Below are 2,006 nucleotides of genomic sequence, written 5' to 3'. Positions count from 1 at the left end.
TGTCAACGCCGAAGTAAATCTGACCCACTTTGCCGGGTTGTCGCCGAAGTAAATCTGACCCACCCAGGCACGATGGATCGCGCTGCTCGGACGCGCAGGGCGTAGCCCGAAGCGGCCGAGCAGCGCGCGGCGCCGGTCATCCTGCCGACGAGCCCCTTCTGGCCGTCTGCCCGGCCTTGCGCTTGTCCTTCAGGCGGTAGCTCTCACCGCTGATCTGCACGATGTGGGCGTGGTGCAGCAGCCGGTCGAGCATCGCGGCGGTCAGCGTCCGGTCGTCGGCGAACGCGCTGGCCCACTGCGTGAACGGCAGGTTGCTGGTCAGCACCATGCTGCCGCGCTCGTAGCGCTTGGCCACGACGTTGAAGAACAGGTTGGCCTCCTCGCGCCCGAAGGGCAGGTAGCCGATCTCGTCGACCACCAGCAGCTTCGGGCCGAGCACGGCGCGGTTGAAGTATTCCTTGAGCCTGCCCTGGCTGCGTGCGGCAGCCAACTGCAGCATCAGGTCGGCGGCGGTGATGAACCGCACCTTGTGCCCTGCGCTGACGGCGCGGTGGGCGATGGCCAGCGCGATGTGCGTCTTGCCCACCCCGCTGGGGCCGAGCATGACGACGTTCTCGGCGCGCTCGACGAAGGCCAGGTGAGCCAGCTCCAGGATCTGCGCCTTCGGCGCACCCGGGGCCTCCTTCCAGTCGAACTGCTCGAGCGTCTTGACCGCCGGCATCGTGGCCAGCTTCATCAGCGTGGTGACCTTGCGCTCGTGGCGGGCGCGCGCCTCGGCGTCCAGGACGCGCTCGAGGAAGTCGGCGTAGCTGGCCTGCTCCTGGGCGGCGTGCTGTGCGATGGCCGGCCATTCGGCATGCAGCCGCGCGAACTTCATCTGCGCGCACAGGGCCTCGATGCGTTGGTGCTGCAGGTTCATGGCGTGGCCTCCAGCAAGGCGTCGTACACCGCCAGCGGGTGCTGCAGGCTCTCCACCGGCACGGCAACCTTCGTCGCGATCCTCGGCGGCGCCTTCAGCGCCGGCGCGGGCAGCATCACGGCGCGCTCCTCGGCCAGGCGCACAGCCGGCACCGCGCCGGTGGTGCCGTGCACGCGCTCGTTGGCTACCTCGTCGAGCCAGCGCCGCACATGCCAGTTGGCGAGTTCGGGCGTCAGCGTCAGGCCACTGGCCTTCAGGCTCGCGGCCAGCGGCACCACGAAGCTGCCCTTGAGGTAGCCGTTGAAGCGCTCGACCTTGCCCTTGGTCTTGGCGCGGTACGGTCGGCACAGGCGCGGGGTGAAGCCGCACTCGTCGGACAGGCTCAGCAACTCGTCGTTCCAGCGGTGCAGCCCCGGACCGTAGGCGTCGCGCTCGATGACCACGCTCTTGGCGTTGTCCATCAACACCTCGGCGGGCACGCCGCCGAAGTAGTCGAACGCCTCACGCAGGGCGTCGCACAGCGTCCCGGCGTCCTCGGCGGTGGTGAACTTGACGAAGGTCGCACGGCTGTAGCCCAGCGTGGCCACCAGCGCCAGCAGCGGGTCGCAGCCGCGGCGCACGACGGTGAAGTCGGCCTGCATCTGCCGCCCCGGCGGCGTCTCGAAGCGCACGACCGGCTCGGGCACGGCCTTCTTCAGCGGCGCCAGGAACGCCTTGAGCTGGCTGATGCCGCCCGTGTAGCCGCGCTCGACGAGCTCGCGCAGCAGCACGGTCGCGGGGATCCAGCGCGGGCGCGCCTGCTCGACGCGCTCCAGCACATACGCCCGGTACGGGTCCAGCTTGCACGCCCGCGGCGCCCTTGGCCCGTACCGCCGCGCATCCTCGTCACGCAGGTACCGGCGTACGGTGTTGCGCGAGCAGCCCAGCTGCCGCGCGATCTCCCGCACTCCCTCGCCCCTGCGGGCCATCACTCGTATCTCCACTGCTTGCTCCTGGGTCAACATCGACGGCCAAAAGGCCGTCAGCTTCGCCCAGGTGGGTCAGATTTACTTCGGCGCAGTGGGTCAGTTTTGCATCGGCGGCGACA

The 2,006-nt window shown here is 69.4% G+C and carries 2 protein-coding genes; both read right to left on the bottom strand.

Going from position 1 to position 2,006, the window contains the following annotated elements:
• Positions 1–136: 136 nt before the first annotated feature.
• On the bottom strand, positions 137–919 hold the full coding sequence (gene istB, locus ENE75_RS24605) for an IS21-like element helper ATPase IstB (protein ID WP_128201758.1): 783 nt from the start codon (positions 917–919) through the stop codon (positions 137–139).
• Positions 916–1,923: an IS21 family transposase gene (istA, locus tag ENE75_RS24600; protein WP_128201756.1), complete on the bottom strand. Its 1,008-nt coding sequence runs from the start codon at positions 1,921–1,923 to the stop codon at positions 916–918. Before istA ends, istB begins: the two co-directional genes overlap by 4 nt.
• Positions 1,924–2,006: the final 83 nt, after the last annotated feature.

This window comes from Rubrivivax albus (assembly GCF_004016515.1).
Classification (GTDB): Bacteria; Pseudomonadota; Gammaproteobacteria; order Burkholderiales; family Burkholderiaceae_C; genus Rubrivivax; species Rubrivivax albus.
The sequence above is the reverse complement of the archived record's forward strand: the minus strand, read 5'-3'. Positions and strand labels throughout refer to the sequence as shown.